Source organism: Curtobacterium sp. Curtsp22 (genome assembly GCF_059492135.1).
In genome coordinates this window covers 3,707,975-3,727,253 of sequence record NZ_CP168519.1, presented here as the reverse complement: position 1 = coordinate 3,727,253, position 19,279 = coordinate 3,707,975, and the positions used below count along the sequence as shown (strand labels likewise).

13 protein-coding genes are annotated in these 19,279 nt (G+C 72.2%); 5 read left to right on the top strand and 8 right to left on the bottom strand.

Annotated features, from left to right (window positions below; genetic code table 11):
* Positions 1-124: 124 nt before the first annotated feature.
* The 3 genes from ACEN8D_RS18020 to manA form a co-directional block, all read right to left on the bottom strand.
* Positions 125-457: a WhiB family transcriptional regulator gene (locus ACEN8D_RS18020; protein ID WP_083295294.1), complete on the bottom strand. Its 333-nt coding sequence runs from the start codon at positions 455-457 to the stop codon at positions 125-127.
* A 202-nt stretch (positions 458-659) separates the two neighbouring features.
* Positions 660-1,622 carry a UDP-glucose 4-epimerase GalE gene (gene galE / locus ACEN8D_RS18015; protein ID WP_413399970.1) on the bottom strand — a complete coding sequence of 321 codons (963 nt, stop codon included), beginning with the start codon at positions 1,620-1,622 and terminating at the stop codon, positions 660-662.
* A 53-nt stretch (positions 1,623-1,675) separates the two neighbouring features.
* Positions 1,676-2,884, bottom strand: coding sequence for a mannose-6-phosphate isomerase, class I (gene manA / locus ACEN8D_RS18010; RefSeq protein ID WP_413461502.1), 1,209 nt, complete (start codon positions 2,882-2,884; stop codon positions 1,676-1,678).
* A gap of 51 nt (positions 2,885-2,935) precedes the next feature.
* Between manA and ACEN8D_RS18005 the strand changes: the two genes are divergently transcribed.
* On the top strand, positions 2,936-4,315 hold the full coding sequence (locus ACEN8D_RS18005) for an O-antigen ligase family protein (RefSeq protein ID WP_309886456.1): 1,380 nt from the start codon (positions 2,936-2,938) through the stop codon (positions 4,313-4,315).
* Between the two features lie 37 nt (positions 4,316-4,352).
* Here the strand turns inward: ACEN8D_RS18005 and ACEN8D_RS18000 are convergent, their stop codons facing one another.
* Entirely contained in the window at positions 4,353-5,744 is a 1,392-nt protein-coding gene (locus ACEN8D_RS18000; protein ID WP_309886455.1) for a hypothetical protein, read from the bottom strand.
* A 175-nt stretch (positions 5,745-5,919) separates the two neighbouring features.
* Between ACEN8D_RS18000 and ACEN8D_RS17995 the strand changes: the two genes are divergently transcribed.
* The 3 genes from ACEN8D_RS17995 (at position 5,920) to ACEN8D_RS17985 (ending at position 11,263) form a co-directional block, all read left to right on the top strand.
* A complete protein-coding gene (locus ACEN8D_RS17995; protein WP_309779917.1) occupies positions 5,920-7,206 on the top strand; it encodes an exopolysaccharide production protein in 1,287 nt (428 codons plus the stop codon).
* Between the two features lie 203 nt (positions 7,207-7,409).
* Positions 7,410-9,317: a hypothetical protein gene (locus ACEN8D_RS17990; RefSeq protein ID WP_413399223.1), complete on the top strand. Its 1,908-nt coding sequence runs from the start codon at positions 7,410-7,412 to the stop codon at positions 9,315-9,317.
* 77 nt (positions 9,318-9,394) lie between these two features.
* The gene (locus ACEN8D_RS17985; protein ID WP_309886454.1) at positions 9,395-11,263 is read left to right on the top strand and encodes a glycoside hydrolase family 25 domain-containing protein; all 1,869 of its coding nucleotides are present in this window, start codon (positions 9,395-9,397) and stop codon (positions 11,261-11,263) included.
* A 72-nt stretch (positions 11,264-11,335) separates the two neighbouring features.
* On the opposite strand, the gene ACEN8D_RS17980 is transcribed toward ACEN8D_RS17985, so the two are convergent.
* Both ACEN8D_RS17980 and ACEN8D_RS17975 read right to left on the bottom strand, forming a co-directional pair.
* Positions 11,336-12,085 carry a polyprenol monophosphomannose synthase gene (locus ACEN8D_RS17980; protein ID WP_413399570.1) on the bottom strand — a complete coding sequence of 250 codons (750 nt, stop codon included), beginning with the start codon at positions 12,083-12,085 and terminating at the stop codon, positions 11,336-11,338.
* A complete protein-coding gene (locus ACEN8D_RS17975) occupies positions 12,082-14,571 on the bottom strand; it encodes a glycosyltransferase (RefSeq protein WP_413399571.1) in 2,490 nt (829 codons plus the stop codon). The genes ACEN8D_RS17980 and ACEN8D_RS17975 overlap by 4 nt, the downstream gene beginning before the upstream one ends.
* A 136-nt stretch (positions 14,572-14,707) precedes the next feature.
* On the opposite strand from ACEN8D_RS17975, the gene ACEN8D_RS17970 reads away from it, so the two are divergent.
* On the top strand, positions 14,708-16,006 hold the full coding sequence (locus tag ACEN8D_RS17970; RefSeq protein WP_413399572.1) for a glycosyltransferase family protein: 1,299 nt from the start codon (positions 14,708-14,710) through the stop codon (positions 16,004-16,006).
* Positions 16,007-16,092: 86 nt separating this feature from the next.
* On the opposite strand, the gene ACEN8D_RS17965 is transcribed toward ACEN8D_RS17970, so the two are convergent.
* Together ACEN8D_RS17965 and ACEN8D_RS17960 are read right to left on the bottom strand one after the other, a co-directional pair.
* On the bottom strand, positions 16,093-18,531 hold the full coding sequence (locus ACEN8D_RS17965) for a hypothetical protein (protein WP_413399419.1): 2,439 nt from the start codon (positions 18,529-18,531) through the stop codon (positions 16,093-16,095).
* Positions 18,531-19,094 carry a hypothetical protein gene (locus tag ACEN8D_RS17960; RefSeq protein ID WP_413399420.1) on the bottom strand — a complete coding sequence of 188 codons (564 nt, stop codon included), beginning with the start codon at positions 19,092-19,094 and terminating at the stop codon, positions 18,531-18,533. The genes ACEN8D_RS17965 and ACEN8D_RS17960 overlap by 1 nt, the downstream gene beginning before the upstream one ends.
* Between the last annotated feature and the right edge of the window lie 185 nt (positions 19,095-19,279).

The window sequence follows — 19,279 nt, the reverse complement described above, 5'->3', positions numbered from 1 at the left end:
CACTCTACGGTCTGGAGGCGCGGCTCGGCCTGCGGACGGCGGCGCGCCGTGAACCTGTGGGAGCCATCAACGACCGGTGCGCGTCGGACGCGCACCGTGCCTCCTGGACCGGCCAGGTGCGCGGCTACGCCCGCTTGCGGAGCTTGCGGCGCTCGCGCTCGGAAAGGCCGCCCCAGATGCCGAAGCGCTCGTCGTTCTCGAGCGCGTACTCGAGGCACTGCGCCCGGACCTCGCACGAGGTGCAGATCTTCTTGGCCTCGCGCGTCGAACCGCCCTTCTCGGGGAAGAACGCCTCGGGGTCGGTCTGCGCGCACAGCGAGTCCACCTGCCAGGCGAGCGGGTTCTCCTCGTCGTCGGTCTCCGGACGCCGGACACCCGGGACGCCGAGCGACACGGGGTCGACGTGCCAGTCCTCCGGTACTCCGGCGTGGAAGTCGGAACCGTTCACCCTGATCACCCCTGACGTCTCGATAACGGGACCACAACGATCGCTGTCGTTGCCTGTAATTACAGCGGTGTCATTCGCGAGAGTCAAGTCGCGGATCATAGAAGGCACTGACGGTTCCGGCGTGTCACGTCCCCCGTACGGGCGTGTCGCGGCCGGTCTGTCGGGGTTTCGGGGGACAACTGACGCCCCCTCAGCACGCCGGGACGGCCCGTCAGCCGATGCGGCGCCGGGCTTCCCAGGCGCTCGTGACCATCTCGTCGAGCGTGTGGCGCATCGCCCAGTCGAGGTCACGCGCAGCCGCTTCGCCCGTCGCGACGATCCGCGCGGGGTCACCGGCGCGTCGCGGCGCGATCTCGGGCTCGAACGCGATGCCGGTGCCCTTCGCCATGGCGTCCATGATCTGCCGGACGCTGACCCCGTCGCCGCTGCCGAGGTTGTACGCGCGCTCGAGGGTCTCGCCCGCCTCGAGCTTCTGCGCGGCGACCGCGTGCGAGTGCGCGAGGTCGGCGACGTGGATGTAGTCCCGCACGCAGGTGCCGTCGGGCGTGGCGTAGTCGTCGCCGTTGATCCGCGGCGTGCGACCGGCGAGCAGGGCGTCGAAGACGAGCGGGAAGAGGTTGTGCGGGCTGGCGTCGTACAGGTCCGGCTCCCCCGACCCGACGACGTTGAAGTAGCGCAGCGACGTCGTGGTGAAGCCCGCGGCGACCTCCATGTCGCGCAGCAGCCACTCACCGATGAGCTTCGACTCGCCGTAGGGCGACTCCGGCGCCTTCGGGGTGTCCTCGACCACGGTGTCGACGTCCGGCGTGCCGTAGACGGCGGCGCTCGACGAGAACACCGCCTTGGTGACGCCGTTCTCCGCCATCGCCCGGAGGAGCGTCGCCATGCCGGTGACGTTCTGCTCGTAGGTGTGCAGCGGTCGCTCGACCGACACCCCCGCGTACTTGAAGCCCGCGACGTGCACCACACCGGTGACGGCGTGCTCGCGCAGCGTCCGGGCCACCAGCGCACCGTCGAGGATCGTGCCCTCGACGAACGGCACGTCCTCGGGCACGAACGCCCGGAAGCCGCTCGAGAGGTCGTCGAACGCGACGGTGTCGATGCCCGCCGCACGCAGTGCTCGGACGACGTGGGACCCGATGTACCCGGCGCCGCCGGTGACCAGCCAACTCATGCTGGCCACGCTAGCGGAACCGGCGCGGCGTCAGACCGCCACGCGCTGCGGGTTCACGCACCCGTCGCGATGAAGACCGTCGACGCCAGACCGCTGCCGTTGTCGGCCTCGACCGTGACGTCGCCCTCGTCGGGCGTGATGTAGCAGGACTCCCCCTGGCGCAGCAGCGTCGCGGACTGCGCCCCGACGAGCGTCACCGCACCCGCCGTGCAGATCGCGATCGAGGGGCCGCGCAGCGGCGCGACCCCGCCGGAGGCCAGGCCGACCGGGCGTCCGTCCCCCGTGACGCGGAGCAGCGCGAACCCGACGCCGTCCGGCGCGAAGCGCTCGACGCCGGCGGCGACCGACTCGGGGGCCAGGACGGGTGCCGGGTACGCGGTGAAGTCGAGGACGTGCAGCAGCTCCGGGACGTCGACGTGCTTCGGCGTGAGGCCGCCGCGCAGGACGTTGTCGGAGGGGGCCATGAGCTCGATGCCGAGCCCGTTGAGGTAGGCGTGGATGTTGCCGGCCGGCAGGTACATCGCCTCACCCGCGGCGAGCGTCACGCGGTGCATGAGCAGGGACACCACGATGCCGGGGTCGCCCGGGTAGCTCGTGCCGAGGTCGCGCACGGTCGCGGTGTTCGGGGTGACGGCGTCGTCGGGCAGCGCGGCGGCGAGGTCGCTCACGGCCTGTACGACGGCCTGCGCCGAGGAGTCGCCGGTCTCGAGCCACCGCACCGTGTCCTCGAGCCCGTGCTGCAGGTGCACGACCAGGGGGCCGAGCCGACCGGACCCGGCGTCGAGCGTCTCGACGTCGGCGAGCGTCTCGGCCACCGGGCGGAAGCCGCTCAGCGCCTCGAAGCGTTCGCTGAGCGCCACGACGAGCTCGGGCTTCGGGAACGGGTCCTTGTAGTTGCGGGCCGGGTCGTCGATCGGGACACCCGCCGCTTCCTCGCGCTCGAACCCCTCGCGCGCCTGCTCGGGTGTCGGGTGCGCCTGCAGCGAGAGCGGGGCGGCGGCCGCGAGGACCTTCAGCAGGAACGGGAGGCCCGTGCGGTCCGGTCCGAGGGCGTCCCGGGGCTCCGCGGTGATCCAGTCGAGCAGCGTGTCCGCGCCGCCGACCATCGCCGGGTTCACGACGACGCTCGGGCTGCCCGGGTGCGCGCCGAGCCAGAGTTCGGCCTGCGGTGCGCCGGTGACGGTCCGGCCGAGGAGCTCGGGGATGGCCGTGACGGATCCCCAGGCGTAGTCGCGGGGCGTGTTCGTGATGCCGAGGAACATGCGCACGAGCCTATCGGCGGTCGACGTGCGCTCCCCGGGTACCCTGGCGTCGTGACGAACACCTGGCCGTTGGCGCGCGGATCCGTGCCCGAGCGCGAGGCGTTCGCATTCGGCGCGACGATCCTGTTCGTGCTCTTCGCCGGTGACGCCGTGCCGAACACGCTCACGTGGGTCGGGGCGGGACTGCTCTGGGCGGCCGCCGGGGTCTGGGCCACGACGATCATCGTCCGGGCCCGCCCGCCGCTCACCCGGACACCGCGTGCGCTCTGGCTCTTCCTCGCCTGGTGCCTGGTGTCCGTCGTGTGGTCGCACTGGCGGTTCGCGACGATCTCGAGCCTCGCGGTCCAGGTCATCTGCGCGGGCGCGGCCTTCGCGATCGCCTCGACCCTGACGTGGCGGCGGATCACCGACGCGCTGAGCCTCGCGCTGCGCTGGGTCCTGATGGGGTCGCTGCTCTTCGAGGCCTTCGTCGCGGTCGTCCTCCGACACCCGATCGCACCGGCGTGGACGGACTACGGCGACCGGAAGATCCCGGACGCCTTCTACTTCTCACGCGCCGAGCTCTTCACCGGCGGGCGCATCCAGGGCCTCCCCGGCAACGCGAACCTGCTCGCGATGGTCGCGCTCCTCGCCGTGATCGCCGTCGCCGTCCAGTACGCCGAGGGGCGACTCCGACGCAACCGCGCGATCGGCTGGACCGTCGTGGCCCTCGTCGTCCTCGCACTCACCCGATCCTCGACCGTGCTGGCCGCCGGGCTCGTCGTCCTCGTCGCGCTCGCCGTCGCGCTCTGGATCCGCCGGGTCCCGACCGAACGACGGACACCGCGCTACCTCGCCGTCGCCGTCGGGGCCGTGGTCGTCGCCGTGCTCGGGTTCCTCGCCCGCGGCCAGGTGTCCGAGCTGCTCGGCAAGGGTTCGGACGCGACCGGCCGCGGCGTGATCTGGGAGCGGGTCATCGGGCTCATCCAGGAGCACACCGTCGTCGGCTGGGGCTGGATCGGCTACTGGTGGCCGGGCATCCCGACCCTCGCGGACCTCGCGCACCGCAAGGGCGTGACCTACCTGCAGGCGCACGACGCCTACCTCGACGTGTGGATGCAGACCGGTGTCATCGGCCTGGCGATCTTCTTGGTCTACGTGGTCACGACCCTCAGCCGATCCTGGGCCTCGGCGACCCGGATCGGCTACGACGCGTCGCTCTCCCCCCGTCCGTTCGACCCGGTGTCGCTCCTGCCGCTGCTCGTCGTCGTGGCGCTGCTCGTGCAGTCGGTCGCCGAGTCCCGACTGCTCTACCAGGGCAACTGGGTCCTGTTCGCCCTCATCGCGATCAAGACCCGGATCGTGCTCGTCGGCGAGGAGCCGGTGTCCGCCGGTGACGGTCCCCGCACGCCCCCGGCCCGCCGCGAGTTCCGGACGCCCGCGCGCCGCTGACCCGAGCCCGCCCCGGCCTCCGGCACCGGTCCCGTCGTCACGGCCACTCGACCAGACGGTCGCACGGCACCGCGGCCCGCCACGGCGCGGTCCGGAGCACGACGGACGGCAGCGTCGGGTCGGCGCGACAGGCCTCGGCGGCCGCGGGGACCTGCGCGGACCAGACCGGGCCGGCGCTCCGCCGGGTCGCCCCCGGAGCGGCGTTCCAGGCGGCGGCGACGACCACCGCGGCGACCACGCACCACGCGAGCACGACCGCCACCAGCCGACCCGCGGCCGCCGACCGGCCGACTGCCGGACCGGACCGACCCGCACCGGCTCGACCCGCGCCTCCTGGCAGCCCCACCGACCCGATGACCACGGACGCCGCCACCACCGCTCCCGACACGAGCAGCAACCCGGACGCTGCCGCGTACCGCTGCGGCCCCGCCGCCAGCGCGGCCGGCCCGAGACCCACCCAGTCCTGCACCGCCGACCCGTTCGCCACCAGCGCTGCCCACCACACCACGACGGAGCCTCCGGCCAGGGCGACCACGACCCACCGCGCACGCCCCCGGCCGAGCACCACGGCCGTCACGAGCACGACCACCAGCAGCACGGTCGGCAGGACGACCACGCCCCACCCGTGCGCGTGCACCGTCTCCGCGACGACACCGACCCGACGGTCCCACGCGCCCCCGAGCGGCTGCAGCAGGTACCCGGCGAGCACGTCGGAGGCGCCCGGGTCGCCCGGCCGGGACGCTCGCGGGTCCGTGAGCGCCGTCGCGACCTGCACCGCGCCGGCCACCACCGCCGCCAGGGTGACCGGCAGCGGGCGGAGGTCCACCCGTCCCGTCGCCGTGCGTCGCAGCGGGAGCCAGGCGACCAGCAGGAGCGGGAGGAACAGCGTCGCCTGGACCTCGCTCAGCACGCCGAGGGCCGTGACCACGGCGAGCGCCACCGCTCCCCACCACGTCCGGGCACGGTTCGTGTACAGCCACGGCACCAGGACGAGCACGTACCAGTGCAGGTTCGCCGCGGTGCCGCTGATCTCGACGGGGGCGAGCGGCAGGACGACGGGGACCGCGGCGAGCAGGACCCGGAGCGGCCACGGCCGGACGACGTCGCCGGACAGCAGGAACACGAGCGCGCAGACGACCCCGACGACCAGGCAGGACATGCCCGACACCGCGACCGCGTACCGCTCGACGGGCAGGAGCCAGGCGAGGTCGACGACGACGCGCGGGACGAGGTGGCGGTACCCGGCGTACGGCTCCAGGACGGCGCCGGGGCCGAGTGCGAGCCGCTCGCGGAGGAACACCCCGCCGTCCTCGGCCCACACCGTCCCGCGGGTCACCGGGCCGAGCCGCCACCAGGCCACGGCCGTGGCGGACCCACCGACGACCGCAGCGACCGTCGGTGCGCCGTACAGCCGCCACCCGCGCGCCATGGTGCCGCGATCGTACCGCCGACATCGCGGATCGTGGATATCCGCGCGGGGGCGCACCCGTCGTGTCGCGGACGTCCGGGGCACGCCGATCGGGGCCGCCGCCGGGCGCGACGCCGGGGCGTCCACCTGCCGACGAGGCCGGATGGGCCAAGATGGTGAGGTGACGGACGGCCGGGTGACCAGACGCGTGCTCGCGCGACGGTACCTGTCGGCGTGGATCGGGTTCTCCGCGGGCGGCCGGTTCAGCCAGGCACTCGCGACCGTGATCGTGCTCTTCGCGTTCGCGCAACCCACGGTGACCGCGCTCGTCGGTCGCGCCGGTGTGTGGGCCGTGCTCGTCACGCTGTTCGTCCTCGCCGGCCTGAGCCTGCTCGGGCAGCGCTACCGGATCGAGTGGCACGGGGTGCTCCCCCTCTCGCTCCTGGCGTTCGTCGGGTACTGCGCGTTGAGCGTCCTCTGGAGCGAGTACTCGTGGGTGGCGCTCCGGGGGCTGGTCGGCACCGTCTGCTTCATCGGGCTCGGGCTCTACCTCGCGCTCGGCCGCGACCTGGTGCAGGTCATCCGGGCCTCCGGCGACGCCTTCCGGATCCTGCTCGTGGTCGCGCTCGGCCTCGAGGTCCTGTCCGGCCTCGTCCTCGACACCCCGATCCCGGCGTTCGGCATCCAGGGCAACATCGCGTACGGCGGCCCGATCCAGGGCATCGGCGGGACCCGCAACTTCATGGGCTTCATCGCCGCGATGGCGCTGGTGACGTTCGTGGTGGAGTTCCTCACCCGCTCGGTGACGATGTGGCGGGCGATCGGCTCGACCGCCCTCGCCGTCATCGCCCTGATGCTCGTGCAGTCCCCCATCACCGGGCTCGCGATGATCGCCCTGGCCGTGACCGCCCTCGCGCTGTGGTCGCTCCGGCACGCCCGACCGACGACGCGACCGGTGGTGAACGGCGTGCTCGGCGGGGCGGTCCTGCTCATGATCGGCCTCGGCATCGTCGCCCGGCACCGGGTCCTCGCCGAGATCGGTGCGGCCGGGGGCACGGCGACGCGGGTGGACCTCTGGGCGCAGATCCGCGTGTTCGTGAGCCAGTTCCCGATCCAGGGCTGGGGCTGGGTCGGCACGTGGCCGCACGAGGCCGTGGTGCCCTACGTGACGTTCATCGACCCGGCCGGGCAGCGATTCACGTCCGGCCTCAACGCGTTCGTCGACGCGTGGCTGCAGATCGGGCTCGCCGGCACGATCATCCTCGCGGTGACGGCGCTGCTCGCGTTCGCGCGGGCCTGGGTCACGGCGACGACGTTCCCGGGGGTCGCCTACGTGTGGCCGGCGGCGGTGCTGGTGCTGCTGGGCGTCACGAGTGCGGCGGAGAGCTACCTGCTGCACGGGGCCGGGCTGATGGTGTTCGTCGCCGTGCTCGTGATCGCCGCGCGGCGGCGGTCGTGGCGGCGGCACCTGCCGCGCGGCTGACGGATCCGGCGCGGCCAGCGGGTCCAGGAGGCGCGACCCGCCCTGACAGCGCCAGCCGCGCCTCCAGGCGGTCGCCTCCCCCGAACACGGGCCGCATCCCTGAGCGGAACCACAGGCTGGAACGCTGCGGGCGCCAATACGATTCCAAGGCGCCCGAGCGGGCGCCGCCCGGCGGTCCCGTCGGCGAGCTCCGAGGGGGAACCGTGCCGTCGCGCCGTCTGATCACCGTCCTGGCCGCCACGGCGGTCTTCCTCGCGGGAGCGGTCGCGGTCCCCGCAGCAGCCTCGGCGACCCCTGCACCGACCGCGTCGGCCACCACCGCGGACCCCGGCGACGTGCAGCCGCACGGGTGGCGGTACTCGCCCGCCGACACCCGCCGGATCTGGTCGGGGACGATCGGCACCACGGCCCGGAACGTCGAGCTCGATCCCGGTCTCCCCGTCGGCACCGGCATCGGTGGCATGGTCCTGAACGTCGAGGTCGCCGACCCGTCGCATGCCGGGTACCTCCGCGTGACGCCGCGGTACAAGAGCGGCACGTCGGTCGTGACCCAGGACTTCGCCGCACACCAGACCATCTCCTCGCTCGTCACCGTCGGCGGCTCCGGCTCGACGATCACGCTGAAGACCTCGGCCGGGTCGGCCCGCGTGTACGTCGACCTCGCGGGCACGTACGACGCGGACGGCACGACGACGTTCACGCCCACACCGCCCACCCGCGCGTTCTCGGCGGCCGTCGGCACCGCACCCGTCCGGGTGCCGCTCGCGGGCACGCACGGGATCCCGGCCGACGCGGCAGCGGTCGTCCTCACGGCCGAGGTGTCCGCCCCGACCGCGACGGGCTACGTCCGCGTGACCCCGTACGGCCGCGACGCCCAGGTCGCCGCCCAGGAGTTCACTCCCGGACGCACCGTGTCGAACCTGCAGGTCGTGAAGCTCCGCTCCGGTTCCGCACAGGTGCGGCTCTCCGCCGGCCGGGCGCACGTCTTCCTCGACGTCTCCGGCTACTACCGCAACGGCGACGACGGCGCGGTCTTCGTCCCCGTCGCACCGACCCGAGTGCTCGCCACCACCGTCGGACAGACCCCCGTGGCCACACCGGTGAGTGGACGCGCCGCCCTCCCGACGGCCGTGCGGGCCGTCACCGGGTCCGTCGAGGTCACCCGACCGTCGGCACCCGGGTACGTCCGTGTCACGCCGGCCGGCACCGATGCCCAGGTCGCCACGCAGGAGTTCGGCGCCGGGCAGTCGATCGCCGGCGCGGTGCTCACGGCCGCCACGATCGGGGACCTGGCGAGCACCGCGCAGGTCTCGGTGTCGCGCGGGACCGCCGTGGTGCACGTCGACGTCACCGGCTACTTCGCCGACCGTCGGACCGGTGTCGGGACGGGCGTCGTCGTCAACGGGGAGGACTGCACCGGCGGGCCGACCTCCGACCCGTCGTCGTACGCGCGCCCGCAGTTCACGATCCTCCGGATGGCCCCGCGGACGAACACGTACACCCTGTGTCCCGCAGCGCTCGCCGTCGCGACGTCCGGCACCGGCACGACGAACCAAGAGGCCGTGCAGTACGCCGTCACCCTCTTCAACTGGGGCGCGTCGACCGCTGCGGCGTCCCCCGCCGGCGCCCGCGCACGCCCGTGGCCGCTGTCCGACCAGACCCCGAACGGCGGTCCGGTCGTCGCCGGCAACCCCTACGGCACGTGCACCGGAGCCCAGGACCCGGCGTGCTCGTACGTCCTCGGGTACTGGCAGGCATGGGACGCCGCCCAGAACCACGGGCTCCCGGACCCCGCCGGCCACCGCTGGTGGTTGTCCGTGGAGAGCGACTTCGCGGACTTCTCGGTCGCCGACGACACGGCCTTCGTCGAGGGAGCCGCCGCGTACCTCGGGTCGCTCGGCGTGCCGGTGGGCGTCCGCACCGCACCGTCGGTCGGACGGCTGCTGTTCGGGACCGTGCCCGCGACCAGTCCCCTGCACGGCATGGAGACGTCGCTGATCAACCCGCACGACCTCACGGGGCTCCACCAGGACTGCCGGAGCACCTCGCTGTTCGGCGGGCCGATCGTCTCGGCGTCCGACGAGGCGCACACGGTCGTCGCCTGCCGCTGACTCCCGATCCGTTGCATCGTGCACCTAGACTGCCGGAGACCGTCAGGGGGCGGTCCACGAACCTGGGGAAGAACCACATGCGCCTGCACCGACGCCTCGCACTCGCCCTGACCACCGCGCTCGTCGCCACCGCCGTCGCCGTCGTCGCACCGGTCTCGACCGCGCAGGCCGCGGCGCCGACGACCGGCCGGTACACGCCGATCGACACGACCCGCGTCTGGTCGGGCGCCTTGACGACGTCGCCGAAGGTGGTGAAGATCGCCGGGAACGCGGGGGTCCCCGCGAACGCCACGGCCGTCGTCGTCAACGTCGAGGTCGCCAAGCCCACCGCGGCCGGCTACGTCCGCGTCACCCCCGCGGGCAAGGACGCCACCGTCGCGACGCAGGACTTCGCCGCCGGCCAGACGATCGCGAACCTCGTCACCGTGCGGCTCGTGAACGGCTCGATCCAGGCGAAGCTCTCGAAGGGCACGGCGAGCGGGTACTTCGACGTCGCCGGGTACTACGCCGACGGCTCCGGTGCCACCTACACCCCGCTCGACGCCGCGCGGGTGTTCGGCGCCACGGTGGGCACCACGCCGACGCAGGTGCCCCTCGCCGGCCGCGCCGGGATCCCCGCCGACGCGACCGCCGTCGCCGTGAACGTGCAGGTCAGCAACCCGACGGTCGCCGGGTACGTCCGCGTCACCACGGCCGGGCAAGACCCCTCGGTCGTGACGCAGCTCTACTCGGCTGGTCAGGCGCTGTCGAACCTCGCGATCGTGAAGCTCTCCGACGAAGGTGCTGCCCAGGTGAAGCTCTCGAAGGGCTCGGGCACGGTCTACATGGACGTCGCCGGCTACTACTCGAACTCGTCCACCGGCTCGGTGTTCGTCCCGATCGACACCACCCGTGCGTTCGCCGGCTCGGTGTCCGCGACCGCGGGGACCATCCGACTGTCCGGCGTCGCCGGCGTCCCCGGGACCGCCACGGCCGTCGTCGCGAACGCCGAGACGACGAAGCCCACCGCGGCCGCGTACCTCCGCGTGACGCCCGCGGGCCAGGACCCCCAGGTCGCGACGCAGGTGTTCGACGCCGGCACCTCGGTCGCGAACCTCGTCGTCGCGAAGGTCACCGGGTCGAGCGTCGACCGCCGGGTGCAGGCGAAGGTGTCGAAGGGGTCCGCGCAGCTGCACCTCGACGTCGCGGGGTACTTCCTCGACGGGTCGAGCGGCTCGGGCTTCGGGGCCGACGTCTCGTGGCCGCAGGGAGGGTCCTCGTCGAACTACCCGTCGAACCAGGCGTTCGGCGTCGTCGGCGTGAACGGCTCGCTGCCGAACCAGACCAACGAGTCCCTCGCCCCACAGCTCGCGTGGGCCGCGGGGTCGGCCGGCGGCACGTCGCAGCCGAAGGCGCAGCTCTACGCCCTCGCCGCGAACCCCGGCAAGGCCGCCTCGGTCTGGCCGTCGTCCAACCGGGACCCGTCGGGCACGACCGTGTCGAACCCGTACGGCACCTGCACGGCGAAGGCGTACACCAGCGCCTGCTCGTACATGTACGGCTACACACGCGCCTACGAGGCCGCGAACACCCGCGGCGTCCCGAACCCCTCGTCGTACCGCTGGTGGATCGACGTCGAGACGGGCCTCTCGTGGCTCGGGGCCTCCGACGCGAAGGACTACCAGACGCAGAACCGCGCCGACATCGAGGGCATGGTCGCCGCGCTCAAGGCCGCGGGCGTGTCGACGATCGGCATCTACTCGACGGGGTACCAGTTCGGGCAGATCGTGGGGACCGTCCCGTCGACCTCGACGCTCCGCGGGCTGCCGAGCTGGATCGCGGTGGGCAACGACGGCGTCGCGGCGGCGCAGAAGGCGTGCTCGGCGGGCGGCCTCACCGCGGGCAGCCAGGTGCGGATGGCCCAGTACGTCGTGGGGAACCAGGACTACAACGTGAGCTGCGTCTGAGACGCATCCCCTTCACGGACGGGAGGCGCGGTGCCAGCTGGCACCGCGCCTCCCGTCCGTCCAGGTGTCGCGTCAGCGACGTGCGCCGCGTCGGCGACCGAAGCGCCGCTGCAGGCCCCACTGGGTGGTGCGGAGCATCGCCTCGAGCACGATGGAACGACTCATCTTCGAGACGCCGTGCACCCGGTCGCGGAACCGGATCGGGACCTCGACGATGCGGCCCCCGAGGTCGTCCACCCGCAGAGTCATGTCGACCTGGAAGCAGTACCCCTTCGAGTCGATCGAGTCGAGGTCCATCCGGGCGATCGCGTCGGCGCGGTAGACCCGGAAGCCGGCGGTGACGTCCCGCACGCCGATGCCGAGCACGAACCGGGCGTAGGTGTTCGCCCCGCGGCTGAGGACCTCGCGGTGGAGCGGCCAGTCGACCACCGATCCCCCGGGGACCCACCGCGACCCGATCGCGAGCAGGACGTCGTCGGCGCCGTCGACCGCGGCCACGAGTGCCGGGAGCCGGTCGGCCGGGTGCGAGCCGTCCGCGTCCATCTCGACGAGCAGCGGGTACCCGCGCTCGAGCCCCCACCGGAAGCCGGCGACGTAGGCCGTCCCGAGGCCGAGCTTGCCGGAGCGCTCGAGCAGGTGCACCCGGTCGTCCGCGGCGGCGAGCTGCCGCACGAGGTCACCCGTGCCGTCGGGGCTCGCGTCGTCGACGACGAGCAGGTGTGCGTCCGGCAGCGCGCCCAGGACGGCTGCGGCGATCGTGCGGACGTTCTCGGCCTCGTTGTAGGTCGGGACGATGACGAGCGCCGTGGCGCCCGCGGTCACCGGTTCTGCAGCCGACGCTTGATCTTGCCCGCGACGCTCCGCGGGCCCTCGGTCCGGAAGTAGTGCACGGCGCGACCGAGGTCGTGGCGGACGCCGTAGAGCTTCTTGCGGTCCGGGACGCGCACGCGCATGGCGTGCGGCTGGATCGTCGACGAGGTGTCGCGGACGCTCTTGTCGGCCGCGCGGATCGGGTTCCGGCAGAACTCGACGAGCGGGGCGAGGACGTTCTCCCACGTGAACTGCTCGCGCACGCGGTCGACGTTGCCGATGAACTCGGCACGGGCCTTCTTGTCGAAGAGCGCCGTCTCGAGCGCTGCGGCCAGGCCGTCGATGTCCTGCTCGTGCACGGCGATGCCGAGCTTCTCCTCGGCGACGAGGTCACCGAAGGAGTCACCGGCGGTCGTGACGATTGGCAGGCGTGCCCACAGGTAGTCGAGGATGCGGGTGCGGAACGAGAACGTGGTCTCGAGGTGCTCGTAGTGCGTCGAGACGCCGGCGTCGGCCTCGAGCAGGTAGGCGCCGCGTTCCTCGTACGGGATCCACGCGTCGTTGAAGAACACGTTCTTGCCGGTAAGCCCGAGCGCGTCGGCCTCGGCGCGCACCTTGGCGACGATGTCCATCTCGGGCACGTCCGGGTTCGGGTGCTGCACGCCCATGAAGAAGAGCTTGACGCTCGGCTTCTTCGCGGCGAGCCGGCCGATGGCGCGGACGAGCGTGATCGGGTCGAACCAGTCGTAGATGCCACCGCCCCAGACGACGAGCTTGTCGTTCTTCCCGATGCCGGGGACGACGCCCTTGACCCGCTGCTGGTCGTGCACCGGCGGCGTCGACGACAGGCCGAACGGCACGACGCCGATGAGCGAGCGGAGGTCGGGGTCGCGCGAGTACGTCCGGGCGTTCACACGACCCGAGCCGGCGAGCTGGCCGAGCCAGAACATGCGCTGCCGCTCGGAGGCGCAGATGAAGTAGTCGCCGAGTTCGAGCTGGTGGTTCAGGGTGTCCGACGCGTCGAGGATCTGCCGGTTCCACTGGTCGACGTCGTCGCTGCGGCCCTGCTCGAGCTGCTCGAGGTGCAGCGGGTCGTAGACGTCGACGACGAGGATCTTGCTCGTCGACTCGAGCACCGGGAACAGGCGGAGGGCGTGGCCCTGCACGATGATGACGTCGGCCCAGGCCTCGTGCTCGACCATCTGGCGCGGGTGGCGGTGCGGCACCGTGACGACCTCGTACGAGGGGTCGATCTGCGACGAGCGCGTGAGGCTGATGACCCGGACGTCGTGCTCGCCGGCGAGCTGCTTCGCCATCTGGGTCGCACGGATCGCCGGACCGGCCATCTTCTCGCCGATGGAGTCGCCCGTGATGATGAGGACGCGACGCCGGGTACCCACCTCGAGCACGGCGAGGGAGTGCACGATCTTGTCGTAGCCGGCCAGGTAGTTCTCGATCGGGTACGCCGGCTCGTCGCGGTTGCCGAAGAGGCGCAGGAGCTCGCGGTCGCTGCGCACGCGGGTCGCCTGGATCTGCCGACGCGACTCGGTCATCGACGGCAGCTGCTCGACGAACTGGTCGACGCCGTAGATGCCCGCCATCGCCGTCTTCGGCACGGGGATCGTCGGGACGCTGTCGTCGCCGGGGTTGCGGAGGTCGAGCTCGGTCGAGTCGAGTTCGCCACGACCGACGGCGCGACGGACGACGAGCGCGAGCGACCCGGGCAGGGCCGCTGCGAGCTGCTCGTCACCGAGGTTCTTGTAGAGCGTGAAGAGGGCGTTCCGCTCGAGGAGGTAGGTCTCGCGGAAGTCGCCGAACTTGTTCATCGACGCGTGGTGCTTGTGGAACGCGACGGACTTCGGCTGGTACCGGAAGCGCCAGCCGAGCAGGTTGAGCCGCCAGCCGAGGTCGACGTCCTCGTAGAACATGAAGTAGCGGTCGTCGAAGCCGTCGAGCTGCTCGAAGAGCTCCGCCCGGATGAACATCGCCGCGCCGGTGCCGAACAGCACGTCGGTCTCGGACTCCCAGCGCCCGGTGTCCGGCGAGCCCGCGAACGGCTTGTAGCCCATGCCGTACCAGGTCATCGCGGCCTCGGTGAAGTCGACGTTGACGCCTTCCCAGTCGAGGACCTTCGACGCCACGGCACCGATGTCCGCGCCGGAGGCGAACGTCGCCATGGCCTCGCGCACCCAGCCGGTGTCGGGTCGGGCGTCGTTGTTGAGGAACGCCACGATCTCGCCGGAGGACTTCTCGACGCCGAGGTTGCAGCCGCCCGTGAAGCCGAGGTTCGCACCGGCGTCGACGAGCGTGAAGTCGAGCTCCGACGCCTTCAGCCGACCGAGGTGCTCGGGGCCGGAACCGTTCTCGACGACGATGACCTCGAGCCGGTCCTGCGGCCAGTCCTGCTTGCGGAGCTCCGCGATGCTCGTCAGGGTGTCGTCCGTGCCCTTGTAGTTCACGAGGATGACGGACACGACTCCCGGCTTGCGCTCTGTCACGCGGTTCCTCCAGCAGCTGCCGCGCACCTGGCGCGGGTCGACGGGTCGGCCGCGGGGTGCCGACGGCCGATGACACCCTACAAGGCGCGCGCCCGCGCTCCCCTGAGATCAGCGCCGATTCGTGCAGAATGGCTCGGTGACCGCGACCAGCATCCCGACCGCTCCCACGTCTTCCCCCCTCGCCGCGGACTACGCCGCGATCGCCGCGGGCGACCACGCCGAGGGGCCGCGCGGGACCGTCCGGTTCGCGGTGTCGACGGACGACCCGGCCGAGGGCAAGGGCGACCTCTACGTCGCGCTCGGGCTGGCACGGGCGCTGCGGGACGCCGGGTGGGGCGTCGCGATGTGGCCGATCACCCGCTGGGCCGACCCGGTCCCGGACGACACGGCCGTCGTGGTCGTGATGATCGAGTCCTTCGTGCCGGGCCGGGTGCCGCCGGCCACCGCCCTCGTGGCGTGGGTGCGCAACTGGACGGCGAAGTGGGCGGCCCTGCCGTACCTCGACGAGTTCGAAGCGATCTGGACGTCGTCGAGCACCGCGCGCGACGCCGTCGCCGCGCACTACGACGGCCCGGTCGAGGTCGTGCCGATCGGCGTCGACCTCGAGCTCTTCACGACCGACCCGAGTACCCCGCGGAGCGACCGTGCGGTGGCGACCGTGAACTTCTGGGGCGTCCGCCGCCACGTGCAGGACGTCCTCGACGACGTCCGTCCGGCCGAGCCGATCGTCTGGTTCGCCGCGAACGCCGAGCACGTCGACCCCTCCCCCGGCGTCGAGCTGCGGCCGATGGTCCCCTACTTCGCGCTCCCCGAGGTCTACCGGTCGGCGGCCTTCGTCGTCGACGACGTCATCGCGCCCGCCGCCGAGTACGGCACGTTGAACTCCCGCCTCTACGAGTCGCTCGCGTCCGGGGCGCTCCCCGTGACGGACTGCGCGCTCGGACTCGACGAGCTCGGCCTCGGCGAGGTCCCTGTGTTCGAGGACGCCGCGTCCCTCGAGCGGGCGCTCGCGATGCCCGCCGACGAGCGGACGGCGCTGGTCGAACGGCTGCGCGCCGTCGTGGTCGAGCGACACTCCTTCGCGGCGCGTGCGGAACAGGTGCGCCCGGTCCTCGAGGCGGCCATCGAGCACGCCCGGTCCCGCACCGGCAGCCGCTCCCCGTTCCTCCGCTGGGCGACGAACGAGCGCGAGGTCCTGCGGGTCGCCGAGCTCGAGCGCGACGTGCACCTGCAGGGCGTCCGCGACATCAACGAGCGGCTCGTCGTGGCCGAGCAGGCGGTGGCCTCGTTCGACGCCGCGCGTCGGCGTGCGGAGGAGGAGCGCGACACGATCGCCCTGCGGTACGACGAGCTCACCCGGTCGGCCGAGTACCGCCTGCTGCACCGTTTCGGCGGTCTGGCGCGCGCCGTGCGTCGCGGTACCGGACGCGGCTGAGCCGACCACGGACGAGACGGGAGGCGCCCCACCGGCCGGTGGGGCGCCTCCCGTCTCGCATCGTGGTCCGTCGGACCGTCAGCGCACTACTTCACCGTGATCGTCCGGCACAGCGTGGTGTTCGCTCCCGCGCCGGCGTTCATCGCGTAGACGCAGACCTGCGTGCTGCCCGCCTTGTAGCCGGACACCGTCGTCGAGAACGAGTGGTTCGCGCCGTACCCGCCGTAGGTGGTGGCGAGCGACGCCTTCGCCTCGTTCGCGGTGATCGACTTCGCGCCGGCGCCGTTCACGTACACGTGCACCTGGATCGCGGACGCGGTGTCCGGGTCGATCGTCCAGCCGCGCACCTTGACCTGGCCGGCCGCGGGCGACGACACCTCGTCGAGCAGCAGGACCGGGTTGCCGGAGGTCATCGCGACCGTGCTGCAGGCGCTGGCGTCCTTCCCGCCCCCGACGTTCGTCCCGACGACGCACACGGTGTGCTTGCCCGGGCCGATGCCGGTGAGGGTGGCCTGGAAGCCGTGCTTCGAGTAGTACCCGGGGTACGCCTTCGCCGCGGTGGCGCTGGCCTGGTCGGCCGTGCCGGTGGTGACCTTCTTGCCGTCGACCGTGTACGTCACGCCGATCGGCTGCACCGTGTCGGGGTCGACCGCGTAGCCGCTGACGTGCAGCGAGCCGAGCGTCGGCGACGAACCGGACTCGATCTTCACCTTGGGCGGGCCGGTCGGCGTCTGGAACGTCGTGCAGACGTTGCTGTTGCCGCCGGGTCCCACGTTGATCGCGATGATGCAGAGCTGGTGCTTCCCGGCCGGGACGCTGCTGCGGGTGAACAGGATCGCGTGGTCGTCACCGTAGCCGGGCAGTGCCTTGTCGAGGCCTGCCTTGGTCTGGTCGGCCGTGAACGAGGTCAGGGCCTTGCCGTCCAGGTACAGGTGCACGCGCAGCGGGGCGATCGTGTCCGGGTCGGCCGTCCAGCCGCGGATCTTGAGCTTGCCGGGAGCGGTCGACGATGCCTCGTCGATGACGATCCACGGCGAACCGCTCGCCTTCGTCACGGTCTTCGCCCCGAGCTGCGTCCACTTGCCCGTGGAGGTGTCCTTCGCCCACGTGCTGATCGTGTGCTTCCCGGCACCGATGCCGCTGATCGTCGCCGAGTAGCCGTGCGCGTCGCCCCAGCCCGGGTAGATCTTCCCGACGTCGGTGCGCGAGGCGCTGGCGGTCCAGGCCTTCTTCGCCACGCCGTCCACGCGGAGCTGCACGGGGATCGAGGACTTCGTGTCCGGGTCGATCGCCCAGCCGCGGACGCTGAGCTTGTCCGCCGCGAGGGTGGCCTGGTCGAGCTTGCCGAACGGGGCCCCGGTCCGGACGGTCACCTGCTGGCAGCCGAGCAGCGCGTTGGCGCCGGCGCCCTGGTTGATGCCGAACACGCAGACGTTGTGGCTGCCGCCGGAGATCCCGGTCAGGGTCGTCGAGAACCCGTGGCTGGTGTTGCCGGCGCCGAGCTGGCTGCCCAGGTCGGAACGCGCCCCGTCGGCCGTGATGGTCTTCTTGCCGACGCCGTCCACGTAGAACGCCACCCGGATCGGGCTCGTCGCGACGTCGGGGTCGTACGCCCAGCCGCCCACCGTGACCTGGCGGAACCCGGCGGTCGCGGAGTCGACGTGCCCGGCGGGCGAGCTGCCACCGGTGGGCGAGCCGAACCAGTCGGTGTACATGCGCCAGAAGTTCCGGTTGCCGTACGCCGAGCAGCTGTCACCCGTGCCGTAGAGGTTCGACATCGCGGCGGCGTTCGGGGTGTACGGCGTGTAGATGTACAGCCCGGCGGTCGCCTGGTTCTTGATGTAGACCGTCTTCCGACCGCACGCGGCGTTCGGGTTGTAGAGGATCGAGTTGTTGCGGCCGGCCTGGTACGCCCAGGACGTCGGCGAGGCCTGGTAGCGCTTGAACTGCAGCGCGGCGGCGTACACCTGCTGGCCGAAGCCGTAGTACTTCGGGTCGCACGGCGCGGTGTCCGGGCACGCGAAGCCGGTGGCGTGCAGGTACATGTAGCTCGTCGGGCTGTTCGTCGTGACGATGCCCTGCTCCTTCTGCAGGAGCACGAGCAGGACCTTCTGGCTGATGCCGCACGCGGCGCCGACCTGCGCGATGACCGTGGCCGCCGACTTCACGCCGCCGTTGATCGCGGAGCACCGACCGGACACGGCGGCGATGCCGCTCATGTTCTGCGAGAAGTTCTTGAGGCACGCCGGGCCGCCCGATGCCTGCTTGCAGTTCGGCGCGACGCTGTTGAGGAACGACTGCACGGACGACGAGCTCATCGCCGACCCGTTGTAGAAGTTCACGTCGCTGATGATGTTGCCCGGGTCGAAGGACGCGGCGGTCGCTGCCGAGGCGGACGCCGTCGTCGTCTGCTCGGACAGCACCGTGCCGAAGGTCAGGCCGCTCACGGCGACCGCGAGGGCGGCCACGAGGGCGAGGGACGACCGCAGCGGGCGTCGTCGCCCGTCGGTTCGGATGGATCGCATCACGGCACCTCCGCCGTCATCGGGTCGGACGTGGTCGACTGTGCGCCGACCCGGTAGTCGAGGGTGATGGACCAGGTGCCGCTGGACACCTGGGCCGCCGGGAAGGACACCTGCGCGCAGTTCACGGAGGACGCGCTCGCCTCCGCCGTGCTGGTCAGGGTCCGGGCGACACCGCTCTTCGTCGCGGTGAACGTGCACGTGCCCGACGTGTTCGTCGTGCCGGACACGAGTCCACCGGCCTGGAGCGTCCGGCTGCCCGTGTCCCACCCGGCGTACGTGACGACGGCGGTGGCCGGGAAGTCCGACGGGTCGTCGTCGGGCTCGGTCGTCTGGCCGGAGCCCGGGAACGCCGAGGGGCTGTCGTCCGCGTCGTCGGAGCTGCTCGGCGACGGGGTCGACGAGGGGCCGGACGTCGCGGTCGCCGACGCGGTCGGAGTCGGTGAGGCGGACCGCGTGGGCGACGCGGTGGGGTCGTCGTCACTCGTGGCGGAACAACCCGCCGCGAGGAGACTGAGAACACCGACCACCGCGAACGCAGCGATCGGCCGTGACGCGAAGTGCATGCTGACGGGCCGTCCTGTGGATGTTGACAAGGGTCCGGGTTGCGTCAACGGTAACCCCAAAGTGAAGGTTGAGGGTTCAATCCGCGCACATTCACCCCCGCACGGGGGCGGACGACAGGTGTCGCCCGGTCCGCAGCGCGCACCGGCGTCCTGGGTGATGCGGTGAGTATGCTGTTCCGGTCCTG

Bases quoted from the DNA above. Each gene is read 5' to 3' on its own strand.
- galE (WP_413399970.1), bottom strand. From the start codon at position 1,622: ATGAGTTGGCTGGTCACCGGCGGCGCCGGGTACATCGGGTCCCACGTC.
- manA (WP_413461502.1), bottom strand. From the start codon at position 2,884: ATGTTCCTCGGCATCACGAACACGCCCCGCGACTACGCCTGGGGATCC.
- ACEN8D_RS18000 (WP_309886455.1), bottom strand. From the start codon at position 5,744: ATGGCGCGCGGGTGGCGGCTGTACGGCGCACCGACGGTCGCTGCGGTC.
- ACEN8D_RS17985 (WP_309886454.1), top strand. From the start codon at position 9,395: ATGCGCCTGCACCGACGCCTCGCACTCGCCCTGACCACCGCGCTCGTC.
- ACEN8D_RS17965 (WP_413399419.1), bottom strand. From the start codon at position 18,531: ATGCGATCCATCCGAACCGACGGGCGACGACGCCCGCTGCGGTCGTCC.
- ACEN8D_RS17960 (WP_413399420.1), bottom strand. From the start codon at position 19,094: ATGCACTTCGCGTCACGGCCGATCGCTGCGTTCGCGGTGGTCGGTGTT.